The sequence below is a fragment of the Pseudomonas sp. RC10-4-2 genome, from assembly GCF_050433085.1.
In the GTDB taxonomy this organism is placed as follows: Bacteria; Pseudomonadota; Gammaproteobacteria; order Pseudomonadales; family Pseudomonadaceae; genus Pseudomonas; species Pseudomonas aeruginosa.
Genome location: NZ_JBNPXX010000002.1, coordinates 548,911 through 567,974, shown reverse-complemented (window position 1 = coordinate 567,974; position 19,064 = coordinate 548,911). Strand labels below are relative to the sequence as shown.

Sequence of the window (19,064 nt, the reverse complement as noted above, 5' to 3'; positions counted from 1 at the left end):
CGAGACTCCGACGCCACGCGGCGGCCGGAAGCCACGTCGCGGTGCACAGGGCGGCATTATCCCCGCTCCGGAGCGGCCCCGCCACGGGCGCCGCGAGCGTTCCGTCGGCTCAGCCGCGCCCCGCCGGGAGGGGCTCGCGCGGCGGCAGCCGATATACCCAGATGCGCCGCAAGACAGTGAGGAATTGCCGTCCCAGGCGTCCGCTGTTGTAGGTCTGCCCGTAGCGCCGGGCGATTTCGCGGACCTCGCGGGACAACGCGGCGTAGCGACGCGCCGGCAGGTCCGGGTAGAGGTGGTGCTCGATCTGGTGGCTGAGGTTGCCGGTCAGGATGTGGAACAGCGGCCCGCCCTCCAGGTTGCTGGAGCCGCGCAACTGGCGCAGGTACCAGTGGCCACGGGTCTCTCCCTCCAGCACCGAGGGCGGGAAGACCACCGCCTTCTCGGTGAAGTGGCCGCAGAAGATCACCGTGAAGGTCCACAGGTTGCGCAGCACGTTGGCCAGCAGGTTACCGACGAACACCGCGCCGAAGCCGCCGGCGAACAGGCCGAGAAGCGGGAACAGCAGGTAGTCCTTGGTCCACTGGCGACCCAGCTTGGCACGCAGGCGGCGTAGCAGCGGCATGAGTTCGGCTTTGTCCAGGCGCCCCTTGGCGTACTTGTCCAGGCGCAGATGCTGGATCGCCACCGCGTACTGGAACAGCAGCGCCTGCAGCGTCACCCACAGCGGTTGCCAGCGGTAGAACGGCTTCCAGCGCTGCTCCGGGAACAGGCGCACGACCCCGTAGCCGACGTCGTCGTCCTTGCCCAGCACGTTGGTGTAGGTGTGGTGGATATGGTTGTGGGTGTGCCGCCAGAAGTCGGACGGCCCGGCGATGTCCCACTCGTAGGCGCGGCCGGCGAATTCCGGATCGTTCATCCAGTCGTACTGGCCGTGCATGACGTTGTGGCCCAGCTCCATGTTCTCGAGGATCTTGCCCAGGCCGAGAAGCAGGCTGCCGAGCAGCCAGGTCGGCGGCAGCCAGCCGAACATCAGCAGCGCCCTGCCGCTCCAGCAGCAGACGCGCACCGCCGCGCGGACCCGGCGGATGTAGCGCGCGTCGTCCGCGCCGAGATCGGCCAGGGTACGCAGGCGCAGGGCATCGAGTTCGGCGCCGAAGGCCGCCAGTTGTTCCGGGGTCAGTTCGCGGTCGTCGCGCATCGCAGGGCTCGCAGGTCGGTTCACAGGTCCAGCGCCAGGTCGCCGTGGGCGGCGCTGACGCAGAGGCGGATAGGCTGGCCGGGCTCGCTGCACAGCGCGCCGCTGCGCAGGTCGCGCACGCAGCCGCTGAGCAGGACGCAGGTGCAACTGGCGCAGATGCCCTGGCGGCAACCGTGGGCCGGGCGCAGGCCGTGGGCCTCGGCCTGTTCCAGCAGGCTGGCGGCGCTGTCGCCGGAGACTTCCCGCTGCGACCGGGCGAAGCGCAGGCGCACTTCGCGCGGCGCCTCCCCGCTGCGCCAGCGCGGGACGCTGAAGGATTCCGTCTGCAAGCCGGCGAAGCGTGCCCCCAGTTGCTCGCCCACCGCCTCGACGAAAGCCGCCGGCCCGCAGGCCAGGGCCTGGCTGCGTGCCAGGTCGGCTGCCCAGCCGTCCAGGTGGCGCGGCTGGAAATGCCCCTCCAGGCAGCCATCGGCCCGCGCCCCGCGGGTCAGGCTCCAGCGCAACTCCAGGTTCGGGTGGCGCGCCGCCAGCGCCTCCAGCTCGCCGAGCCAGGCGCGCTGGCCGGGATGACGGACGTAGTGCAGCCACAGCACGGGACCGCGATAGCCGTTCTCCAGCGCCTCGCGGAGCAGGCCGAGCAAGGGCGTCAGGCCGCTGCCGGCGGCCAGCAGGCAGACCGCCTCGGCCTGCATCGGCCAGCGCAGATCGCCTTGCGCGGGTTGCAACTCGACACGCTGGCCGACCGCCAGGTGTTCGCACAACCAGGGCGAGAGCAGCCCGTCCGGGTGACGCTTGACGGCGATTTCCAGGCGCTCGCCGACCACCCGGGTCAGGCTGTAGCTGCGCCCGACCCGCACCCCGTCGCGCTCCGCCAGCAGCTGGATGTGCTGGCCCGGCCGCGCCGGCGGCCAGCCGGGGGCGGTACGCAGGGCCAGGGCGAGCATATCGTCGGCCACCCAGTAGCGTGCCTCGACCCGCGCATAGTGGCGGTTCAACGACGCCAGCGGATGGGCGTGGCGCAGCAGGCCGTCGACATCGGCCTCACGCAGCCAGCCACGGGCGGCGAGACGGCGCAGGGGTGCGAGCAAAGGGGTCAGGAGCGCGAGGGGAAGCAAGGCCATGGAAAATATTTCAGTGAACGATCGTTCACAAAACTTTGCCCGTTCCGCGCAATCGAGTCAACAAGCGTTCACTGATGTATCCTTCGACCGCTGCCGTCCCCGGTTCGACCGGGTCGCAGGGCTTTTGCTACAGTCGCCGGTCCGCCAAAGGAAGCCGTATGTCCTCACCCCGCGCCGAACAGAAACAGCAGACCCGCCACGCGCTGATGAGCGCCGCGCGCCACCTGATGGAAAGCGGGCGCGGCTTCGGCAGCCTCAGCCTGCGCGAAGTGACGCGCGCCGCCGGCATCGTCCCGGCCGGCTTCTACCGGCACTTCAGCGACATGGACCAGCTCGGCCTGGCGCTGGTCGCCGAAGTCGACGAGACCTTCCGCGCCACCCTGCGCGCGGTGCGCCGCAACGAGTTCGAACTGGGCGGGCTGATCGACGCCTCGGTGCGCATCTTCCTCGACGCGGTCGGCGCCAACCGCTCGCAGTTCCTCTTCCTCGCCCGCGAGCAATACGGCGGCTCGTTGCCGATCCGCCAGGCCATCGCCAGCCTGCGCCAGCGCATCACCGACGATCTGGCCGCCGACCTGGCGCTGCTGAACAAGATGCCGCACCTCGACGGCGCGGCCCTCGACGTGTTCGCCGACCTGGTGGTGAAGACCGTCTTCGCCACCCTTCCGGAGCTGATCGACCCACCCGCCGCCGATCTGCCGCCGCACCTGATGCCGGCCGCGAAGATCACCCACCAGCTGCGTTTCATCATGATCGGCGGCAAGCACTGGCACGGCCTGCCCGGCTGACCCCGCACCTCCCCTGCGGACCTCCGGCTCGGCGTTCGTCCGCGGACTAGACGCGCGCGCACCTTTCCGGTGCGGCAAAAAAGTCGTTGCGCACCAACCTGGCGCGCTGCAATATTTTGTTACATCCCTATGGCCCCGTTTTCCCGGTACAGGCGTCCCGCATCGACCTGGCAAGGCCCTTGCTGGTGCTTGTTGTGATCCCTTTCCTGTCGCATTGCGGAAACTGCCCATGCTGGTCATCCACCAACGCCTGCCCGCCCGCTCGCCCCGCTGGGACGAAGAACTCCACCTGACCTACGAGGCGCGCAGCAAGAGCCGCCTGCGCTGCTTCGCGGCGAGCGGCGAGGAGGTCGGCCTGTTCCTCGAGCGCGGCCAGCCGCCGCTGGCCGACGGCGACTGCCTGGAGGCCCGCGACGGTCGCCTGGTGCGGGTCGTCGCCCGCTCCGAACGTCTGCTCCACGTCACCTGCGCCAGCCCGCTGGAACTGACCCGAGCCGCCTACCACCTGGGCAACCGTCACGTCGCCCTGCAGGTCGGCGACGGCTGGCTGCGCCTGCTCGACGACTACGTGCTGAAAGCCATGCTCGAACAGCTCGGCGCAACGGTGGAGGCCATCGAGGCGCCGTTCCAGCCGGAGCACGGTGCCTACGGCGGAGGCCACCACCACTCGCACCATGGCGAGGCGGAGTTCAACTACGCGCCGCGCCTGCACCAGTTCGGCGTGCGCCGGTGAACAGCATCTGGGCGCGCCTGCGCCTGGCCAGCTCGCAGTTGCCGATCGGCGGATACAGCTATTCCCAGGGCCTGGAGGCGGCCCTCGACAATGGCTGGGTGCGCGACGCCGAGAGCGCGCGGACCTGGCTGGTCGACCAGCTGCAACTGAACCTGGCGCGCTTCGAGGCGCCGCTGCTGGCCGGCCTGCTGCGCGCCGCGCTGATCGGCGACTGGGCCGCCTGCGATGCGGCCAGCGAACGCCATAGGGCCAGCCGCGAGACCCGCGAGCTGGCCCAGGAGAGCCGGCAGATGGGCTTTTCCCTGCACCAATTGCTGGAAGCCCTGCCCGAGCTCGACGCTCCCGGCCGCGCCTGGCTGGCGCGCCAGGACCCGCCCAATCTCGCCGCCGCCTGGGCGATGGCCGCGCGCGCCTGGCGCCTGGACGCCGAGGAGGCGCTGAGTGCCTGGTTCTGGAGCTGGCTGGAAAACCAGTTGGCGGTGCTGATGAAAACCCTGCCGCTCGGCCAACTGGCCGCGCAGAAACTTGCTTCCAGCCTGCTGCCGGAACTCGACCGCGCCTGCGCCGAGGCGCTGCGGCGGCCCGCCGTCGAGGGCAGCGCCGCGTTCGGTCTGGCGCTGGCCAGCATGACCCACGAAACCCAGTACAGCCGTCTGTTCCGTTCCTAGGAGAAACCCCATGACATCCCAACCCCTGCGTGTCGGCATCGGCGGTCCGGTGGGCTCCGGCAAGACCGCCCTGACCCTGGCCCTGTGTCGCGAACTGCGCGAGCGCTACAACCTCGCGGTGGTCACCAACGACATCTATACCCAGGAAGACGCGGAGTTCCTGGTGCGCAACGAGGCCCTCGCCCCCGAGCGGATCATCGGCGTGGAAACCGGCGGCTGCCCGCACACGGCGATCCGCGAGGACGCCTCGATCAACCTGGAGGCGGTGGACCAGCTCAACCGGCGCTTCCCCGGCCTCGAACTGATCCTGGTGGAATCCGGCGGCGACAACCTGTCGGCCACCTTCAGCCCCGAGCTGTCCGACCTGACCCTCTACGTGATCGACGTTTCCGCCGGCGACAAGATCCCGCGCAAGGGCGGCCCCGGCATCTGCAAGTCGGACCTGCTGGTGATCAACAAGATCGACCTGGCGCCGCTGGTCGGCGCCTCCCTCGATGTGATGGACCGGGACGCCCGGCGCATGCGCGGCGACAAGCCGTTCGTGTTCAGCAACCAGAAGACCGGCCAGGGGCTGGACGAAATCATCGCCTTCATCGAGCGCCAGGGCCTGCTGACCGCCGCCTGACGCCACTTCGCAACGACAAGGAACCGCCAATGAAACTGCCCAAGCTGCTCGCCGCCCTCGCCCTGCTCGCCGCTCCGGCGCTGGCCTTCGCCCACCCCGGCCACGGCGAACACGGCCTGGTCGCCGGCCTCGCCCATCCGCTCACCGGCCTCGACCACCTGCTGGCGATGTTCGCCGTCGGCCTCTGGGCCGCCCAGCAACAGGGAGCCGCGCGCCTCGCCCTGCCCTGCACCTTCGTCGGCACCATGCTGGTCGGCGGGCTGCTCGGCTTCGAGGGCCTGCAACTGCCATTCATGGAAACCGGCATCGCCGCCTCGGTACTCGCCCTCGGCCTCTGCGTGGCCCTCGCCGTGCGCCCGCCGCTGCCGCTGGCGATGGCCGCCACCGCGCTGTTCGCCCTGGCCCACGGGGTCGCCCACGGCCTGGAGCTGCCGGCCCTCTCCAGCCCCTGGCTGTACGCGCTCGGTTTCGTCGCCGCCACCGCCGCGCTGCACGCCGCCGGCTACGCGCTGGTGCGCTTCCTGCCGCAGGCGGCCGCGCCCCTGGTACGTCTCGCCGGGCTGGCCTCGGCGGGCGCCGGGGTCTGGTTGCTGGCCGGCTGAGCCGCCGCGCCTCCCCTCAGCGCCTGATCAGCACCCGTCGGCCTTGGTGCACGAGGCGCAGGCCATGGGTCTGTGCCAGCATCGCCAGGGCCAGCGGCAGGTCGTCGACGGGAAAGGTGCCGGAGACACGAAGCGGGTCCAGCGACGGCTCGCACTCGATGCTCTCGCCGCCGTAGCGCATCAGTTCTCCCGCCCACTGCCGCAGCGGCATGTCGTCGGCCACCAGCAGGCCCTGGCGCCAGGCCAGCGCGGCCTCGCTGGCGGACTCGACGGGGCCGATCCGCTGGCGATCGAAGCGCACCCGCTGGCCAGCCTCGATCACCCGGCCATCCGCCGCGCTCGCGGCGCCCTCCGGACGCACCTGGACCGCGCCTTCGTACACCGCCAGCACTGTCTCTGCGCCCTCGCGTCGGACGCTGAAGGCGGTACCCAGCGCGCGCATCAGGCCCTGTTCGGTGCGCACCAGGAACGGCCGCGGCGGCTCGCGCCGATCCGCCGCGGTGCGGAGGTAGATCTCTCCGCGATACAGGCGCAGCAGGCGCTGGCCGGCGTCGTAGCGCACGTCCAGCGCGCTGTCGGTGTTCATCTCGACCTGGCTGCCGTCCTCCAGCACCAGGTCGCGCCGCTCGCCGACGGCAGTGAGGTAGTCGGCGCCGAAGCCGTCGCGCCAGACCTGCGCGCGCCATCCCCACCAGACCAGCGGTGCGCCGCCGAGCAGCAGGGCGAGGCCGCGCAGGACAGCGCGCCGGCCGCTGCCGGACGGACGCTCGAGCGCACGCCGGGCCAGCGCCGGCGGCAGCGAACCGATATTCGCCAGCAGACGCTCGGCGCGCCGCCAGGCGCGCTGGTGCTCGGGGCTGCGCGAGCGCCAGGACTCCAGCTCGGCCTGCTGCGCCGGAGCCAGCGGCCCCTCCTGCATCAGCAGCAGCCAGGAGGCGGTCTCCCTGAGCACCTGCGGGGCGATCGCCTCGGCGGCCGGCGGCCCGGAAAGCTCCGTATCGCCCGCCTGCGGCGCCCGGCGGGAAGCGCGGTCATTCATCGGGCATCAGGCTCAGGCAGGTCACGTAGGCCTGGTGGATGAACTTCTTCACCGTCGGCAGCGCGACGCCCAGCGCCTGGGCGATGTCCTTCTGCTTCATGCCGTCCAGCGTCGCCATCAGGAATGCCTGTTTCACCCGCGGGCGCAGGGTATCGAGCAGCGCGTCGATCTCGTGCAGGGTCTCGACGATCACGCTCTGTTGTTCCGGCGACGGCTGCAACGGCTCGGGCAGCGTGGCCAGGGCCTCCAGCCAGGCAAGTTCCAGCGATTGGCGACGGCGCCAACTGACCAGCACGCAGTTGGCGATACGGGTGAGATAGGCGCGCGGCTGACGGATCGCTTCACGCTGGCCGCCGTCGCGGCTGGCGAGAATGCGCAGGAAGGTGTCATGGGCCAGGTCGTCGGCCACGCCGCGTCCCCAGGAGCGGAGTCGGTAGGCCAGCCAGTTGCGCAGCCAGGCATGGTTTTCACGGTAGAGCGTGGCGACGCCGTCGCGGTCCGCGGACAGGCAGGAACTCGGCGCATTCATCGGAGGCGCATTCATCGGAATAGTCAGCTGGATTCAATCGCAAATGAAAACTATTATCACTAATTTTGCGTTGACCACAATGCCGGCGACCCTTTCCGTCCGGCCCGCCGAACCCGAAATATCCCTTTTCCGATCTCGTGCGACAGAGGGAATGAGAGCCCGCAATGCCGGGCGCCAACCCTGCGAGCGAAGAAGTCATGTCCCTACAACGCCCTATCCCCAGCCTGGCGCGCCCCTTGTCGCGCCTCTCCCCGCTCACCCTTGCCCTGCGCTGGGCCCTGCTCGGCCTGTCGGCGGCCGGCGCCGGCCTGCTCGGCGGCGGCCTGGCCCACGCGCAGAGCGTCGGCCAGCACAGCGCGGCTACCCGCCTGGACGACGCCACGCCGCGCAGCTACGACATCCCGGCGGGTTCGCTGGGCGCCTCCCTGGGCGCCTTCGCCAGCCAGTCGGGCCTGCTGCTGTCCTTCGACCCCGAGCTGACCCGCGGCCGCACGGCGCCGGCGCTCAAGGGTCGCTACAGCGTACTGGAAGGCTTGCAGCGAGTCCTGTCGAACACCGGCCTGCAGGTCGCGGCGGGAACCTCCGGCGCCTACCTGCTGGTCGAGCCGCGCATGCCCGGAGAAACCCCGGCCGACCTGTCGCCGGTGGTGGTCTCGGCCGCCGAGCTGGCCGATCCGCAGAAGGAAACCTATACCGCGCCACGCTCGTCGGTGTACCTCTCCAGCGAAGACATCGACCGCTTCGGCCGGGTTTCCGTGGGTGACCTGCTCCAGGGCATCCCGGGCGTACAGGTCGGCGACAGCCGCAACGGTGGCGCGCTGGACGTCAACATCCGCGGCATCCAGGGGCAGAGCCGGGTGGCGGTGCGGGTCGACGGCGCGGAGCAGGCGCTGGACGTCTACCGCGGCTACGCCGGCACCCAGCAGCGCAGCTACATCGATCCCGACCTGGTCAGCAGCGTGACCGTCGACAAGGGTCCCTCGACCCGCTCGGGCGCGATCGGCGGCAGCGTGGAAATGCGCACCATCGGCGTCAAGGACATCCTGGTCGACGGCAAGGACCTCGGCGTGCGCTTCACCGGCGACGTCTGGAACAACGGCGTCGCCCCGCAGCACCGCAGCGCCAGTTCGAAGACCGAGAATCTCAGCAGCGTGCCGCACGATGACCGCGGCAGCCTGTTCGGCTCCCAGGCCAAGTCCGGCAGCGCCGCCTTCGCCTACCGCAACGAGCATCTGGACCTGGTCGCCGCCTATGCGCAGCGCAACCAGGGCAACTACTTTTCCGGCAAGAAAGGCCAGGACCGCTATCGCGTCTACAACCGCTACGGTCGCGAGGAAAGCAGCGTAGCCAAGGTCTACAACGCGGGAGAGGAAGTGCTCAACTCGTCGTCGGAGACCGAGTCCTACCTGCTCAAGGCGACCTGGCGCATCGCCGACGAGCACACCCTGGACCTCGGCTATCGTCGCTACGACGGGCGCACCGGGGAGATCATGCCGTCGGACATCTTCCGTTTCGGCACCGCCGGCATCTACCAGTACCCATTGAGCGAAGTGAAGATCGACACCTACACCGCACGCTACCGTTACCTGCCCGAGAACAATCCGCTGGTGGACCTCAGCACCGGACTGTGGATGACCGAGGCGAAGAGCGACATGCTGACCTCGGTGCTGGCGCCGCGCTCCCAGGCCTATCGCTCCGATCGCAACTGGACGCGCCAGGACAACCGGCGCATCGGCGGCGACCTGAACAACGTGGCGCGCTTCGAAACCGACTTCGGCGATTTCAAGCTCGACCTCGGCGGCTCGTTCCAGGTCGAAGACATCCAGCCGCAGAAAAGCGTGGTCACCACCCTCCACGACATCAACGCCAACCGCACCCTGAGGGACGCCACCCGCCAGGAATACGGCCTCAACGGCAAGCTCGAGTTCAAGCCGGTCGAGCGCCTGACGCTATGGGGCGGCGGCCGCTACAGCCACTTCAACAGCAAGGACAACGGCATCTCCGCCTCGCCGCGGCGCGAGGATCGCGACATGCGCTTCATCACGGTGAGCAGGCCCGGCTACTACGGCTCGATGATGTGGTTCCCCGACCAGAACGGCCAGTACACCGACGCCACCGATCCGCGCCTCAACAACGGCATCGTCACCAACAACACCAACAATCCGTTCGAAGGCATTCCCTTCGACGAGTTCGGCCCGGCCAACGTGACGGTCCATCCCTCGCGGGTCACCAACGTGGTCACCGGCTACAACTACAGCAAGAAAGGCAGCAGCCGCGGCGGCGGTTTCTCGCCGGCATTCGGGATCAATTTCGAGCTGGCCCCGGATACCTTCGTCTACGCCTCCTACACCGAAGGCCTGCGTCTGCCGTCGCTGTTCGAGACCAGCCAGGGCACCCTCCAGGTCGAGCCGGGCAAGGACCTCAAGCCCGAGCGTTCGCGCAGCTGGGAGATCGGTGCCAGCGCGCTGCGCGACAGCCTGTTGGCCGACGGCGACTCGGCGGCGATCAAGCTGGCCTACTTCAACAACACCATCAAGAACTACATCACCCGCTATTACGATCCGGGCCAGATGGGCCTGATGACCTTCAGCAACACCGACAGCTACCGCACCAGCGGTCTCGAACTGCAATCGCACTACGACGCAGGGCGGGTGTTCGCCGACCTGTCGGCGACCTACTACCTGAAGACCGAGACCTGCGACGCCGCCTTCGCCGCCAGGCTGCGCGCCGGCGCCAACCGCTACCAGCGCACCGAGAACACGCCGAACTGCACGCCGGGCAGCTTCATGGGCTCCTATACCAACACGCAGAACCCGCCGCGGCTGGCGACCAACCTGACCGCCGGCCTGCGCTTCTTCGACCAGGCCCTGACCCTGGGCGGACGCATGACCTATACCTCCGGCCCCACCGCCACGGCGGACAAGCCCTGGCAGGTCGGCGCCACCACACCGCAGATCGAGTACCGCTCGGTGCAGCTGTTCGACCTGTTCCTCAAGTACAAGCTGTTCGAGCACACCGAACTGAATGCCTCGCTGCAGAACCTCACCGACCGCTATTACCTCGACCCGCTGGCACAGAGTTTCATGCCCGCGCCCGGGCGTACCCTGCGGGTGGGGATGCAGGCGAAGTTCTGAGCCGCCCTCTCCCCCTCCAGGCGTTGTCGGCGGAGCGCCGCTCCGGTAGGGCGAATAACCGCCCAGCGGCTATCCGCCGAAGCACCGGGCCTCCCGCTCCCCGTCCCTCCGGAACTGTCCGGAGGAGCGGCGAGACAGCGTCCGTCACCACGACAACGGGTAACTCACCACCACCCGCGTCTGGTCAAAGTCGCTGTTGAAGCTGCGTCGGTTGCTGGCGTGGTTGAGGCGCACGTTGAGCCGCGCCAGCGGACCGCTCTGCACGGTGTAGCCGAGTTCGACATCGCGCTCCCATTCCTTGCCGCCGCTACCGGCCTTGGTGGTGGCGTTCGAGCCATGGCCGTAGCGGACCATGCCGATCAGGCCGGGCCAGCCGAGACCGACGAAATCGTAGTCGTAGCGCACCTGCCAGGAGCGTTCGTCGGCGTTGGTGAAGTTGCCGTTGAACATGTCGTTGCCCATGCTCCGCCCACTGCTGCCGTAGACCGATTGCCAGCCGCTGTCGCCGCCGACCTTCTGCAGGCCAAGGTAGAAGGTATGCAGGCCGATGCCGGCGGAAAACAGGCCGTAGAGGGTATGGCTGTCGATCTCTCCGGCGCGCGCGGCGCCGTCGTCGCGGTCGACGAACAGGCCGAGGTTGGCGCCCAGGGTCCAGTCGCCGACACGCTGCTTGTGCAGCAGGTTGGCGTAGCTCTGCCGGTAGACGTCCTCCAGTTGCCCGTGCCACAGGCCCAGTTGGGTGCGCTCGCGGTTGAAGCGGTACTCGGCGCCGGCATAGTTGAAACCGTCCGATTTCTGCGTCGGCGCGCTCCAGGCCGATAGGTCCTGCATGTCCGCCGAATTGCGCAGGCTCACCGCGTCGAAGCGTCCGGCCTGCAGAGCCAGGCCCGGCAGCTCGCGGGAAACCACGGCGAAACCGCGGAACGTCTGCGGCAGCAGGCGTCCGTCGTCGTAGCGCAACAGCGGAATGTCCGGGAGCATCTCGCCGATCTTCAGTTCGCTGGCCGAAACGCGCAGCTTGGCGGCCACGCCGACGCGCCCATAGTTGTCCGCCGCGCGACCGTCATCGTGCAACGGAAGAAGCTCGGAATTGCTGGTGCCACGTCCGCTGTTCAGCTTCACGCCGAACAGGCCGATGGCGTCGAGGCCGACGCCGACCGTGCCCGGGGTATAGCCGGAACTGAACTTGAGGATGAAGCCCTGCGCCCACTCGTCCACCAGGCTCTTGCCGGCATCGTGGTCGCGGAAATCGCGGTTGAAGTAATAGTTGCGCAAGACCAGGTCGGTCTTCGCATCCTCCAGGAAGCCGCCCTCGGCAGCTTGCGCGGCAAGACAGGCGAGCATCGGCAGAACCGCCCCTGCATTGCGCGGGACTGCGGTTTTACGACGGATTTTCATTGTTATTGTGCTCCGTTTTTCAGGGACGACCGAGCCCCGGCAGCCTCTGCGGGCCACCTGGCGACGACGGTCGGGTCAGCAGCGGGGCGCGGGCCCCGCCGCCAGGGTCAGAACGGGTACTGGCGCGGCGCGTGCTGCACGCTGATCCAGTGGTCGGTGGTGAATTCCTCGATGGCCCAGTCGCCGTTGAAGCGGCCAAGTCCGGAGTTCTTCTCGCCGCCGAAGGGCGCGTTGGCCTCGTCGTTCACCGGAATGTCGTTGACGTGGGTCATCCCCGCGCGAAGCTGGCGGGCAAAGCGCACCGCGCGTTCCAGGTCGCGGCTGAACACCGCGCTGGACAGCCCGTATTCGCTGGCGTTGGCCAACTCCAGCGCATGCGCCTCGTCGCGCGCGCGGAGCAGGCCGACCAGCGGGCCGAAGATTTCATCGCGGGCGATCTCCATCGTCGCGGTGACCTCGCCGAATACGTGCGGAGCCAGCAACTGCCCATCGACGCCGCCCTCGTACAGCGGCTTGGCGCCTTCCTGGCGGGCCAGGCGGATCTTTTCCAGCAGGCCTTCGAGCTGGCGCGCGTTGACGATCGGCCCGACCGCGGTATCGGCGCGCTGCGGATCGCCGACCCGGAGGCCCTTGACCCGCTCGACGAAGCGCGCGGCGAAAGCGTCGTAGAGGCTGTCCTCGACGATGATGCGGTTGATCGCCATGCAGATCTGCCCCTGGTGGAGGAACTTGCCGAACACCGCGGCATTCACCGCCTGCTCCAGGTCGGCGTCGCCGAGCACCACGAACGGACTGTTGCCGCCAAGCTCCAGCGCCACGTGCTTGAGATGCGCGCCGCCGCTGGCGATGCGGCCGATGTTGCGGCCCACCGGGGTCGATCCGGTGAAGGTCACCAGGCCCGGCACCGGGTGCTCGACGAAGGCGTCGCCGATCTCGCTGCCGGGGCCGACCACCACGCTGAACAGCCCGGCCGGCAGCCCGGCCTCTTCGAAGATCCGCGCCAGCAGCAGTCCGCCGCAGACCGGCGTGTCGCTGGCCGGCTTGACCACCACCGCGTTGCCCAGCGCCAGGGCCGGGGCGATGGAACGCTGGGTCAGGTGCAGCGGGAAGTTCCACGGGCTGATCACCCCGACCACGCCGATGGCGCTGCGGTAGACCCGGCTTTCCTTGCCCGGCACGTCGGACTCGACGATGCGCCCGTGCACCCGTGCCGGGAACGACGCCGACTCCAGGGTGATCGCGCGCGCCGCGCCCCATTCGATCTCGGCCTTCAGGCGGGTGCTGCCGGACTCGCGGATGATCCAGTCGACGATCTCCTCGTGGCGGCGGTCGAACACCTCCACCGCCTTGTACAGTACCACCGCGCGTGCCGAGGGCCCGAGCGCGGCCCATGCCGGCTGGACCTCGGCGGCCTTGGCGTAGGCGGCATCGAGGTCGTCGCGGTCGGCCTGCTCGATCTCCAGCAGCAGGCTGCCGTCGAACGGGTTGCTCACCTTCAGCCGGCGGCCGGCCCGGCCGTGGCGCCACTCGCCGGCCAGGGGCTGGAGACCGAGGTCGGTATAACGGGAATCGCTCATCGCTCTTCTCCTCTTTCGAAAATCACAGGGGTTTCTTCGCCGTCGCGTCGACGGACGCTTCCGCCGGCACGCGCGGCCGCAGGTGGATGCAGGCGATCGCCAGCGCGCCGATCACGCCGGGCGCGGCGAAGGCCAGGAAGTTCTGCTGGAACGGCAGCTCCAGGGCCAGCAGGCTGCCGCCGAGCATCGGCCCGGCGATGGCGCCGAGGCGGCCGACGCCGGCGGCCCAGCCGACCCCGGTGGAGCGCACCCAGGCCGGATAGAACTGCGCGGCGTAGGCATGGATCACCGCCAGGGTGCCGATGGTGGTGGCGCCGGCCACCACCAGCAGGCCGTTGAGCAGCCAGGGGCCTGGCCCCAGGCCGAGGGCCGCCAGGGAGGCCGCGGCCAGGGCGAAGAACAGCACCAGGGTGCGGCCGGCGCCGAGGCGGTCGGCCAGCCAGCCGCCGAACAACGCACCGAGGGTCGCCCCGACATTCAGGGTGACGAGGAACGCCAGGCTCGAACCGAGGGCGTAGCCGCCGCCGGCCATCAGTTTCGGCAACCAGGTGTTGAGCCCGTAGCTCATCAGCATGCACATGGCGAAGGCCACCCACAGCAGCAGGGTGCCCACTGCCTGGCGCCCCTCGAACAACTGGGCGACCCGTCCGCTCGGCGCTTCGGCCGCGACAGCGTTCGCCCGCTCGGCGCCGGGCCGGTAGTCGGGATCGACCTTGCGCAGCAGCGCGTCCAGTTCGGCGCGGCGGCCCTTGAGTTCGAGGAACGCCGCCGACTCCGGCAACCAGCGCAACATCAGCGGCACCGCCAGCACCGGCAGCACCGCCACGTAGAACACCGATTGCCAGCCCCAGGCGGGGATCATGGCGATCGCCAGTAGCGCCGAGAGCACCGCGCCCACCGAGTAGAAGGCCGACATCACCGTGACCAGGGTGCTGCGCCGCCCGGCCGGGGCGAATTCGCTGATCAGGTTGATCGCGCTGGGCACCAGCGCGCCCAGTGCCAGGCCGGTGAAGAAGCGTCCGGCGCCCAGTTCCAGCGGGTCGCGGGCGTGCCCGGTGAGGAAGGCGGCGAGGCTCGCCAGCAGGGTGGTGGCGATCACCAGGCGGCGCCGGCCGAAACGGTCCGCCAGCGGCGCCAGCAGGGTGCCGCCGAAGAGCATGCCGAACAGCGCGCAACTGCCGAGGGTGCCGGCCTGCACCGGGCTCAGCTGCCACTCCTGCATCAGGCGTGGCACCACCGAGCCGTAGATGACCATGTCGTAGCCGTCGAACAGCATGATGAAACACCCCCAGCCGAGGATCAGCCAGTGAGTACGGTTAAAGCGGGCAGCGTCGATCACCGCCGCAGCGGATTGCCTGTTCATACCAACCTCTCTCTTGTTCTTGTTATGGGCGCACGCGGGCGTCGGTCGGCACCGCCCACTCTGGCATGGGGCGGCGCCGTGGAACATCAGGGTTCGATGGTTTGCGTCGGCACCTCGATCAAAACCGGGCGATCAGCGGCCAGGGCATGCTTCAAGGCACCTTCCAGCTCTTCGCGGGTGGCTGCGTGGAGCGCCTCGACGCCATAGCCGCGGGCGATCGCGCAGAAGTCCAGGCCGGGCACGTCGAGCCCCGGCGCATCGGGCACCTCGAGCACCCCGGCGAACCAGCGCAGGGCGCCGTAGGTACCGTTCTTGAGGATGATGAACACCGCCGGCACGCGGTATTGCGCGGCGCTCCAGAGCGCGGTGATGCCGTAGTTGGCCGAGCCGTCGCCGATGATCCCGATCACCTGCCGCCGCGGCAGCGCCAGTTGCGCGCCGACCGCCGCCGGCAGGCCGAAGCCGAGGCCGCCGGCGGCCGGGAAGAAGTAGCTGCCCGGCTCGCGCATCTCCACGCGCTGCCAGAAGGCGGTCACGGTGGAAGTCGACTCCTTGACGAAGATGGCGTCGCGCGGCGCCAGCGCATCGATCACGTCGAACACGGTTTCCGGACGCAGCGGTCCGCCCTCCTCGGCCAGCGCCGGCGGTCGCGGCAGCGCCTCGGGCAACGGCCGCGCACTGGGGCGGACCTGTTCGAGCAGTGCCTCGAGGGTCAGCGCGATGTCGCCGACCAACGCGTCGCCCATCGGCGCCCGTGCCGCTTCGCCGGGATCGCAGGTGACCTGCACCAGCTCGGCGCCGGCCGGCAGGTAATCGCCGGGGGCGAACTGGTGATAGCGGAACACCGGCGCGCCGACCACCAGGATCAGGTCGTGGCCGTCCAGCAGCCGGCTGATCCCGGCGATGGCCGCCGGCAGCACGCCGCGGAAGCAGGCATGGCGGGTGGGGAACGGACAACGCGAGGCCGACGGCGCGACCCAGGCCGGCATCCGCAGCTTCTCCGCCAGTTCCACGGCCAGGCCGTTGGCATTCGCCCCGTCGACGTCCGGACCGAGCACCAGCACCGGGTTGCGCGAGCGCGACAGGCGCTCGCCGAGTTCGGCCAGCAATGCCGGCGCGGGCAGCGCGGCGCCGCTGACCTGGCGCGCGGCCAAGTGTTCGACGCCGGCCGGCGCCGGTTGCGCCCAGTCGTCGTAGGGAATCGACAGGTACACCGGCGCCCGCGGCGGCAGGCTGGCGGTCTGGATCGCCTGGCTCAGCGCGCGCGGTACATCCTGGGCGCAGGCCGGCTCGTGGCTCCATTTCACCAGCGGCTTGGGCAGTTGTCCGGCATCGACGTTGGCGAGCATCGCCTCGACCCCGATCATCGAGCGCACCTGCTGCCCGGCGGTGATGACCAGGGGGCTATGGGAGTACCAGGCGTTGGTCAGGGCACCCATACCGTTGCCGGTGCCAGCCGCCGCATGCAGGTTGACGAAGGCCGGGCGGCCGCTGGCCAGGGCGAAGCCATCGGCCATGCCGACCACCGCGCCCTCGTGCAGGCCGAGGATGTAGCGGAAATCCTCGGGGAAGTCCTTGAGGAACGGCAGCTCGTTGGAGCCGGGGTTGCCGAAGACGGTGGTCAGGCCGTGGCGACGGAGGATCTCGTAAGACGCGGAATGGACGGTTTTCATGCAGGCCTTCAAGCTCGTTTCCTGGATTTGCGCTACTGTTGCAGCCGCTCGATAATCAATCAAATCGATACTCTTTCTATAAAAAATAGAACCGGTCTATATGAGTCCGATCGATCTCAACCTGATCCGCACTTTCGTCACCCTCTACGAAGCCGGCAGCGTGACCCTCGCCGCGGAGCGCCTGTTCGTCACCCAGCCATCGGTGAGCTACGCCCTGGCGCGCCTGCGCGAACTGTTCGACGACGCGTTGTTCACCCGCACCCGCGACGGCATCCAGCCGACCTTCGTCGCCGAGCAGCTCTACGGCACCTTCCGCGAGTCGCTGACGCGCATCGAGGGCGCGGTACAGAGCGTTCGCCACTTCGATCCGGCGACCACCGAGCGACGTTTCCGCATCGCCCTCACCGATCTCGGCGAAGTGGGTTTCCTCTCGCTGATCCTCGAACGCCTGACCCGCGACGCGCCGTTCGCCGAAGTGGAAGTGCTGCCGCTGCAGGTGGACGAGGTCGGCGCCTGGCTGAGCAGCGCCAAGGTCGACGCGGCGATCTGCCGCCAGCCGGTGCCCGGCGCGCGCAGCCAGCGGGTCCTGCACGAGCGCTACGTGTGCCTGCTCAGCGACCGCCACCCGCGGATCGGCGACAGCCTGAGCCTGGAGCAGTACCTGGCCGAGCGGCACATCGTGGTGACCCGTACCTCCGGCCACGGCATCGCCGAGGACGTGCTCGAGGCCATGCAGGTGCAGCGCCGCATCAGCCTGCGGGTGCCGCACTTCTCGGTGCTGCCGAAGATCATTCCCGGTACCGAGCTGCTGACCATCCTGCCGGCGCAGATCGCCTATCGCTTCGTCGCCGAAGGCGGCATGCGCATGCTCGAACTGCCCTTCACCCTGCCGCCGTTCGACGTCTCCCTGCACTGGCACGAGAGCAGCGAACGCTCGGCGGCGCTGAACTGGTTCCGCACCACCATCGCCGAGGCGATCATCGCCGCCCAACGCTGAAACGCCGGCGGCCCTCACGCAGCGTCTCCCAGCGTCGGCGAGCGCTCGCGACGCCGCGCACCGAGCAGCGGCAACACGGCGGCCGCGACGACGAACACCGCCGCGAACGCCCCATAGAGGGACAGCGGCTGCCAGCCGTCGTCGAGCAGGAGCCCGGCCACCAGCGGCGAGAGGATCGCCCCGCCGCGACCGACGCCGATCCCCCAGCCGACCCCGGTGGCACGCACCGAAGCGTCGTAGAGGCTCGGCGCCAGGGCATACAGGCCGGCCACGCAGGCGTTGGCGCAAAGCCCGATCAGCAGTCCCAGCGGCAAGGCCGCGCCGGGCAGCCCGGCGCTCAGCGAGAACAGCGCGAGCAGAGCGGCGGTAAGCAGCATGAACAGCGCCAGCACCCGTTCCAGGCGAAAGCGCGCGGCAAGCCCGCCGAGCAAGGCGGCACCGAAGATCCCGCCGATGCTCAGCAGGGTGCCGCCGGTGATGCCCTGGGCGGTGGACAGGCCGGCGGCGACCAGCAGCTTCGGCGTCCAGCTCATGATGAAGTAGAAGCCGAACATCACCAGGAAAAACAGCGCCCAGAGCAGCAGCGTGGTACGTCGCTGGGCAACGCAAAGCAACCGGGCGAGGCGGCTACCGTGCTCCGCTCCGCCACCGGGCGGGCTCGGCAGTTCCGCGAGCGCCGCGCGGCCCAGGCGCCGGGCCAGCGCGTTGACCCGTTGCAACGCCCGCGGCGGCCGGCGCGCCAGGAGGAAGTCCAGCGACTCCGGCAGGCACAGGCAGACCAGCGGGATCACCGCCAGGGTCAGGCCAGCGCCGAAGACGAACACCGAGCGCCAGCCCCAGGCGCCGATCAGCCATACCGCGAGCAGTCCGCCAAGGGTCGCGCCGAGCGCGTAGCCGGTGGACTGCAGGCTTACCGCCAGGCCGCGCCAGCGGCGCGAGGCGTACTCGCTGGCGATCACGTTGCTGCTGGCGAGGATGCCGCCGATACCCAGTCCGGTCAGCCCGCGCAGCAACGCCAGTTGCCAGGCCGCCTGGCTCAGCGCCGAGGCGAGCATGCCCAGGCCCGACAGCGCCAGGCAGGCGAGGATCAGCGGGCGGCGCCCCCAGCGGTCGGCCCAGGGCGCGATGAACAGCGAGCCGGCGGCCATGCCGAAGAGGCCGGCGCTGAGCAGCAGGCCGATCTCGGCGCCGCCAAGGTTCCATTCGGCGGCCACCGAGGCTGCGGTGAAGGCCATCACCAGCACGTCGAAGCCATCGATCAGGTTGAGCACGATGCACACAGCCACCGCCAGCCACTGGAACGGACGCATCGGTTCGTCGTCGAGAGCGCGGCGCAAGTCCCGGTTCATGGGCGGCCCTCCCCGAGCGGACAGGAAAGAAGCGACGGCAGGCGGGAGCGAGGCGCGGGAATGCAGGAATCCATCATCGGGAAGACCCTTCTTCTTGTTGTTGTAGGCACGGCAAGCGCAGGCACCCTGGCACCGTTGCGTCGATGCCGCAATCCTATTGGATCCATTTGTGCGACAAGAAAACGGAAGGCCAGCGGATATCCCACTGTCAGCGAAATCCGAGAAAGGCTCTGGAACGAGATAATTGAGCGATTTATTCCTGAAGTTTTT

16 protein-coding genes are annotated in these 19,064 nt (G+C 69.3%); 7 read left to right on the top strand and 9 right to left on the bottom strand.

The window, feature by feature from the left end:
- Window positions 1-109 precede the first annotated feature (109 nt).
- Both desB and FHW81_RS10505 read right to left on the bottom strand, forming a co-directional pair.
- Window positions 110-1,222, bottom strand: a complete 1,113-nt coding sequence (gene desB / locus FHW81_RS10510) for a fatty acid desaturase DesB (protein WP_003121132.1) — start codon at window positions 1,220-1,222, stop codon at window positions 110-112.
- Window positions 1,219-2,319 (bottom strand): ferredoxin reductase, encoded by a 1,101-nt coding sequence (locus FHW81_RS10505; protein WP_003123551.1) that lies wholly within the window; start codon window positions 2,317-2,319, stop codon window positions 1,219-1,221. Before FHW81_RS10505 ends, desB begins: the two co-directional genes overlap by 4 nt.
- A gap of 158 nt (window positions 2,320-2,477) precedes the next feature.
- Here FHW81_RS10505 and desT point away from each other — a divergent pair, with 158 nt between their 5' ends.
- From desT to FHW81_RS10480, 5 genes are all read left to right on the top strand, one after another.
- Window positions 2,478-3,107: a TetR family transcriptional regulator DesT gene (desT, locus tag FHW81_RS10500; protein ID WP_003107570.1), complete on the top strand. Its 630-nt coding sequence runs from the start codon at window positions 2,478-2,480 to the stop codon at window positions 3,105-3,107.
- A gap of 229 nt (window positions 3,108-3,336) precedes the next feature.
- Window positions 3,337-3,840 carry an urease accessory protein UreE gene (gene ureE, locus FHW81_RS10495; protein ID WP_003095526.1) on the top strand — a complete coding sequence of 168 codons (504 nt, stop codon included), beginning with the start codon at window positions 3,337-3,339 and terminating at the stop codon, window positions 3,838-3,840.
- Window positions 3,837-4,508, top strand: a complete 672-nt coding sequence (locus FHW81_RS10490) for an urease accessory protein UreF (RefSeq protein WP_003095528.1) — start codon at window positions 3,837-3,839, stop codon at window positions 4,506-4,508. The genes ureE and FHW81_RS10490 overlap by 4 nt, the downstream gene beginning before the upstream one ends.
- 10 nt (window positions 4,509-4,518) lie before the next feature.
- Entirely contained in the window at window positions 4,519-5,133 is a 615-nt protein-coding gene (gene ureG, locus FHW81_RS10485; RefSeq protein WP_003095530.1) for an urease accessory protein UreG, read from the top strand.
- 29 nt (window positions 5,134-5,162) lie between these two features.
- A complete protein-coding gene (locus FHW81_RS10480) occupies window positions 5,163-5,735 on the top strand; it encodes a HupE/UreJ family protein (RefSeq protein WP_003116120.1) in 573 nt (190 codons plus the stop codon).
- 16 nt (window positions 5,736-5,751) lie between these two features.
- Here FHW81_RS10480 and FHW81_RS10475 read toward each other — a convergent pair whose 3' ends face one another.
- Entirely contained in the window at window positions 5,752-6,774 is a 1,023-nt protein-coding gene (locus FHW81_RS10475) for a FecR family protein (protein ID WP_003112303.1), read from the bottom strand.
- Window positions 6,767-7,303 (bottom strand): sigma-70 family RNA polymerase sigma factor, encoded by a 537-nt coding sequence (locus FHW81_RS10470; protein WP_003112302.1) that lies wholly within the window; start codon window positions 7,301-7,303, stop codon window positions 6,767-6,769. Before FHW81_RS10470 ends, FHW81_RS10475 begins: the two co-directional genes overlap by 8 nt.
- Before the next feature lie 197 nt (window positions 7,304-7,500).
- On the opposite strand from FHW81_RS10470, the gene FHW81_RS10465 reads away from it, so the two are divergent.
- The gene (locus FHW81_RS10465; protein ID WP_277608245.1) at window positions 7,501-10,437 is read left to right on the top strand and encodes a TonB-dependent receptor; all 2,937 of its coding nucleotides are present in this window, start codon (window positions 7,501-7,503) and stop codon (window positions 10,435-10,437) included.
- 144 nt (window positions 10,438-10,581) lie between these two features.
- On the opposite strand, the gene FHW81_RS10460 is transcribed toward FHW81_RS10465, so the two are convergent.
- From FHW81_RS10460 to mdlC, 4 genes are all read right to left on the bottom strand, one after another.
- Window positions 10,582-11,835, bottom strand: a complete 1,254-nt coding sequence (locus FHW81_RS10460; protein WP_003162666.1) for an OprD family porin — start codon at window positions 11,833-11,835, stop codon at window positions 10,582-10,584.
- A 107-nt stretch (window positions 11,836-11,942) separates the two neighbouring features.
- Window positions 11,943-13,412: an aldehyde dehydrogenase family protein gene (locus FHW81_RS10455; protein ID WP_171893912.1), complete on the bottom strand. Its 1,470-nt coding sequence runs from the start codon at window positions 13,410-13,412 to the stop codon at window positions 11,943-11,945.
- 22 nt (window positions 13,413-13,434) lie between these two features.
- Complete coding sequence (locus tag FHW81_RS10450; RefSeq protein WP_003112299.1) at window positions 13,435-14,775, bottom strand: MFS transporter; 1,341 nt, start codon at window positions 14,773-14,775, stop codon at window positions 13,435-13,437.
- A gap of 86 nt (window positions 14,776-14,861) precedes the next feature.
- Complete coding sequence (gene mdlC, locus FHW81_RS10445; protein WP_034016892.1) at window positions 14,862-16,448, bottom strand: benzoylformate decarboxylase; 1,587 nt, start codon at window positions 16,446-16,448, stop codon at window positions 14,862-14,864.
- A gap of 100 nt (window positions 16,449-16,548) precedes the next feature.
- Between mdlC and FHW81_RS10440 the strand changes: the two genes are divergently transcribed.
- On the top strand, window positions 16,549-17,445 hold the full coding sequence (locus FHW81_RS10440) for a LysR family transcriptional regulator (RefSeq protein ID WP_003095545.1): 897 nt from the start codon (window positions 16,549-16,551) through the stop codon (window positions 17,443-17,445).
- A 14-nt stretch (window positions 17,446-17,459) separates the two neighbouring features.
- Here the strand turns inward: FHW81_RS10440 and FHW81_RS10435 are convergent, their stop codons facing one another.
- Entirely contained in the window at window positions 17,460-18,794 is a 1,335-nt protein-coding gene (locus tag FHW81_RS10435) for an MFS transporter (RefSeq protein ID WP_016264112.1), read from the bottom strand.
- Between the last annotated feature and the right edge of the window lie 270 nt (window positions 18,795-19,064).